The organism is Streptomyces sp. NPDC032161 (genome assembly GCF_040636995.1).
GTDB lineage: Bacteria > Actinomycetota > Actinomycetes > Streptomycetales > Streptomycetaceae > Streptomyces.
Window position 1 is genome coordinate 1 of record NZ_JBEZVN010000093.1, and the last position, 4,424, is coordinate 4,424.

A 4,424-nucleotide genomic window follows, 5' to 3' on the forward strand; every position below is an offset into this window, starting at 1 on the left:
CGCAGTCCCATCGCCTACGAGACAGCACTCGACACAACATCAATTACCCTGGCCCAACCCGCATAGCCCGTGTCCAAGATTCCGGGTCAAGGCCCGTCGGCCAGTTCCCCGGCAAGCTGTCCACCCACGCCCTCGTGGCGGCCGGAGACCACAAGGTTCGCGCCTTGACGGGCGTAAGCGAAGGCGGTGGCGCGGCCGATACCGGTAAGCGCGCCCGTGATGAGGACAACGGGATCAGACACGTCAAGGGTCCTTCCTGCAACCACCCAGGTGAACGACGGGCAAGCGGTTCGGAACCCGCACGACACCGGGTTCCTCTTCGGGCCGGGACGTATCGCCCGGTACGCCCGCAAGGAAGGTGTCCCAGCCAGCAGGAAGCCGCATCGGACCCGACCGCCGCATCCATCGAACGGCGGCAATCCGTGACCCGTATGGCCGACGGACGGCAATCAGGGCAGACAACCCGCAGGCGGTCACGCGGGCGGGAGGCGAACCATGGCTTCGGACGGGAGCCGCCATGGGGCGCAGATCGGGGAACGGTCCGCACGCTGGAGCCCGCTCGCGGGGCAATCCTCCGAGTTATAGCTTCAAGTTGTCATCAAAATTGACTATCAAGTTTGACGACCAATGGCGCTGTGACTCAACCCCAAGGGAGCGGAAGATGAGCGAGCGCAGCAAGTTCCTTGAGTCGATCACTCGGGAGAACGCCGCCGTGGTGCTGGTCGACCACCAGGTGGGCCTTCTGTCCGGCGTGCGGGACATCCCGGTTGGCGAGCTGAAGCACAACGTGGTGGCGCTGGCACGGGCGGCGACCGTGCTGGGCATCCCGCTGGTCGCCACGACCACCGCGGCCAACAGCATGTGGGGGCCGACCATCCCCGAGCTGGTCCAGGCGCTGCCGGACGGACAGAAGATCGTCGACCGAAGTACGGTCAACGCCTGGCACGACGCCCGGGTTCGCGAGGCGATCGAGGCCACCGGGCGACAGAAGCTGATCTTGGCCGGGGTGTCCCTGGAGGTGTGCGCGGCACTGCCCGCGATCTCCGCGACGGCAGCCGGGTACGACGCGTACGTCGCCGTGGACGCGTCCGGCACCTTCAGCCAGGCCAAGCGGGAGGCCGGACTGCTGCGCATGCAGCAGGCGGGCGTCGTCGTCGGCGACTACGCCACCTTCATGGTCGAGGCCCTGGCCGACAACGCGCGCCCCGAGGCCGGTGACCTCTACGCTGCCCTCGACATGCCGTTCGCCGTCCTGGTCGGCCAGATCTCCGCGGCCTACCAGGCATAGAGGCCCACCGGCCGACCGGTCGTCGGCGGCCGTGCCCCGGCGCTTCGAGGACGCGGCCGCTCGCACCGTCACCACCCACGACCGGATCACCGCGATGCCGCCCGACGCGCAGACGCGCGCCGACCATCCGCGCCAAATTCGGGCAGCTCAAAGCAACAGACCGCACCGACGCCCTGGCCCGGCTACGGCCGGCCGGGGACGCAGTCCACGTCGCGGTCCTCACCGCACTGAAGAGCCTCGCCCGGCGCGTCAAAGAACTGACCGCCGAGCATGAGGCCCTGACCAAGGCATTGGACAGCGAGGTCACCGTCCACAACCCCGGGCTGCGGGCCGCCCACGGAGTCGGCCCCGACACCGCTGCCCAGCTCCTGGTCACCGCTGGTGGCAACCTCGAACGCATGCGGACCGAAGCTTCCTTCGCCGCCCTCTGCGGAGCCGCACCGGTCCCCGCCTCCAGCGGCAGAACAAACCGGCATCGCCTCTCACGAGGCGGCGACCGGGCAGCCAACGCCGCCTCTACCGCATCGCCCTGGTCCGCATGTCCAGCGACTCCCGAACCCGCGAGTACGTGGAGCGACAGACCGCCGCGGGCCGGACGAAGAAGGAGATCATCCGGCTCCTGAAGCGGGCCATCGCCCGGGAGATATTTCGCTGCCTGACCAGCACGGTGAGCATCCCCGGCGTCGCCGACCTGCGGCCTTTGCGACAGTCCAAGAACATCACGCTCACCGCGGCCGCCCGTCACTTCGGCATCTGGCCGTCCGCCATCTCCACCCTCGAACGCGGGATCCGCCGGGACGACGACCTCGCCCATGCCTACCGCGACTGGCTCCACGTGGCCTGACCGTTGGACGCGAACACTTCACTCATGGACAGTGGCGGCCTGAAGCGCTCTGGCCAGGAAGGTCCAGTCCCCGCCTTCCGGGAGCTCCTTCCCGACGTTCTGGTACCAGCCCGGCGAGTCATGCATCCATGCCGCAAGAGCCTCAAGGAAGCGGTCGAGGCTCTGGTTCTCCCATTCGTGTCCCCTGCGAAGGCAGTCCTGACGCAGTTCTCGAACGAAGGAGACCAGATCGTCGCGGCTGCGGACTTCTTCGGGAGTCTGTGACATGCAGCGAAACTACCTTGCACCTCGTGCCTCAGAACGCTTGACGAACAATAGGAGCATCAGTCACGTTCCGAGCGACGGGATGCCGCAGACAACCTCACCTTTAGCCGTAAACCACTCCTTGAACCCGCAGATGTGAGTGCATCCCGTCACCCTCGCGTCAGCCCACGAAAGGCGACTGGCGTCCCGGCCGGCTTCCGGCACCGACCACCACCAGGCGTGCCGCGAAGCTGTCCGGATGCGGATGGCTGATCTCCGTCTCGCGCTGCCCGGACGGCGGCCGCCACAGTGGCGCGATGGACGCAGGACTCGCCGCCGTGCTCGGCGCCACCGTCGGAGCCCTCGGTACAGCGGCGACGGGTGCCACCGCAGCCCCCTCAGCCGCAGTACAGCCCGCCACCAGACCAGGACCGAGACCCTCCGGGCCCTACGAGAGGCGAGACGGAGCACCTACACCAACTACGCCGAGACCGCCGGGCGCTACAAAGACATGCTTGCCACCATGCTCAGGCCGCTCGGACGCATCGACCGGTTTCCAATCCCTGCCCGTGACGTCCACGCCGACCAGCGACACCGCCCTGGACCCGTCCGTTCGATAGCCCAGCCCGCCCGCTCTCGCACCGTGTACCGGAGGTAGCTCATGACGGCACAACAACGTACTGCCCAGCATGTCCCGGTCCTGCGCCTGGACCCGACCGGCGCCGACCACCAGGGCGAAGCCGCACGGCTGCGAGAGCTCGGCCCGGTCGTGAAGGTGATCCTGCCCGGCGACGTGGAAGCCTGGGCCGTCACCACGCACCAGCTCGTCACGGAATTGGTGACTGATCCGCGGGTCAGCAAGGACTGGCACCGGTGGACGGACATCCGCACCAACCGGATTCCCGAGGACTGGCCGCTGACCGGCATGGTCAAAATCACCAACATGGTGACGGCTGACGGCGACGACCATCGCCGCCTGCGCCGCGTCGTCACCCAGGTCCTCACCCCCGAACGTGTCCGGGCCATGCGCCCGCAAGTGACCGAACTCGCCCGCGGCCTCGTCCAGGCGTTGCCCGAGCGCACCGGCCCGGACGGCTCGGTCGACCTGCGTGAGCACCTGGCCTACCCGCTGCCGATGAACGTCATCTGCGACATCATCGGAGTCCCCGGCCCGCTCCGGCCCCAGCTGCGGCGCCTGGTCCGGTCCATCTTCGACTCCACCGCAGAGCCTGAAGAAGTCCTCTCGACACAACGCCTCATCTACGAACTCCTCGACAAGGTCGTCGCACACAAGCGCCGCACACCGGTCGACGACCTCACCAGCGCCCTGATCGCCGCCCAGAGGGAAAACCCCGGCATCCTCAGCGACGCAGAGCTGACCGGCACCCTCTGGCTGATGGTCGCCGCCGGTCACGAAACCACCCTCAGCCTCATCACCAACGCGCTGCGCGCCCTGCTCACCCACCCCGGCCAACTCGATCTCGCGCTGAGCTCCGCCCCCTCCGTCTGGCCCGTCGTCGTCGAGGAAACTCTGCGCTGGGACGCCCCCATCGGAAACTTCCTCGCCCGCTACCCACGCGAGGACCTGGACATAGGCGGCGTGACCATACCCGCTGGCGACGCCATCCTCGCCCCCTACAGCGCGGCTGGCCGCGACACCGCCCAGCACGGCCAGGACGCCGACCGGTTCGACCTCACCCGAACCCAGTCCCGGCACCTGGCCTTCGGCGGTGGCCCCCACGTCTGCCTTGGCGCACCCCTGGCACGCATGGAAGCCGCGATCGCTCTCGAAGCCCTGTTCAGCGCGTACCCCGGACTCTCACTCGCCACCAACCCCGAATCCCTCGTGCCCGTGCCATCCCTGATCTCCAACTCCGTCCAAACCCTCCCCACCCACCTGAACCAGGCCCGCCCATGAACCACCACCCCAACACTATGGCCACCGCTGACACATGCCCCGTTACCTTTTTCGTGGCCCCGCAATGGGGTGCCTGGCCCCCGGGTCCGGTATGGCTGTGTGCCCCCTGTCGAAGTGGATGACCTGGGGGG

At 68.1% G+C, this 4,424-nt stretch carries 6 protein-coding genes; 4 read left to right on the forward strand and 2 right to left on the reverse strand.

Annotated features, from left to right (window positions below):
• Positions 1-86: 86 nt before the first annotated feature.
• Positions 87-242: an SDR family NAD(P)-dependent oxidoreductase gene (locus AB0E67_RS36145; protein ID WP_362035060.1), complete on the reverse strand. Its 156-nt coding sequence runs from the start codon at positions 240-242 to the stop codon at positions 87-89.
• A 419-nt stretch (positions 243-661) separates the two neighbouring features.
• On the opposite strand from AB0E67_RS36145, the gene AB0E67_RS36150 reads away from it, so the two are divergent.
• The 3 genes from AB0E67_RS36150 to AB0E67_RS36160 all read left to right on the forward strand — a co-directional run bounded on the left by AB0E67_RS36150 (position 662) and on the right by AB0E67_RS36160 (position 2,132).
• A complete protein-coding gene (locus AB0E67_RS36150; protein WP_362035062.1) occupies positions 662-1,288 on the forward strand; it encodes an isochorismatase family protein in 627 nt (208 codons plus the stop codon).
• 290 nt (positions 1,289-1,578) lie between these two features.
• Positions 1,579-1,911: a transposase gene (locus AB0E67_RS36155; protein ID WP_362035064.1), complete on the forward strand. Its 333-nt coding sequence runs from the start codon at positions 1,579-1,581 to the stop codon at positions 1,909-1,911.
• Positions 1,827-2,132: a hypothetical protein gene (locus AB0E67_RS36160; protein ID WP_362035070.1), complete on the forward strand. Its 306-nt coding sequence runs from the start codon at positions 1,827-1,829 to the stop codon at positions 2,130-2,132. Before AB0E67_RS36155 ends, AB0E67_RS36160 begins: the two co-directional genes overlap by 85 nt.
• 18 nt (positions 2,133-2,150) lie before the next feature.
• Here the strand turns inward: AB0E67_RS36160 and AB0E67_RS36165 are convergent, their stop codons facing one another.
• Complete coding sequence (locus AB0E67_RS36165) at positions 2,151-2,399, reverse strand: hypothetical protein (RefSeq protein WP_362035066.1); 249 nt, start codon at positions 2,397-2,399, stop codon at positions 2,151-2,153.
• A 637-nt stretch (positions 2,400-3,036) separates the two neighbouring features.
• On the opposite strand from AB0E67_RS36165, the gene AB0E67_RS36170 reads away from it, so the two are divergent.
• A complete protein-coding gene (locus AB0E67_RS36170; RefSeq protein WP_362035068.1) occupies positions 3,037-4,293 on the forward strand; it encodes a cytochrome P450 in 1,257 nt (418 codons plus the stop codon).
• Positions 4,294-4,424 lie beyond the last annotated feature (131 nt).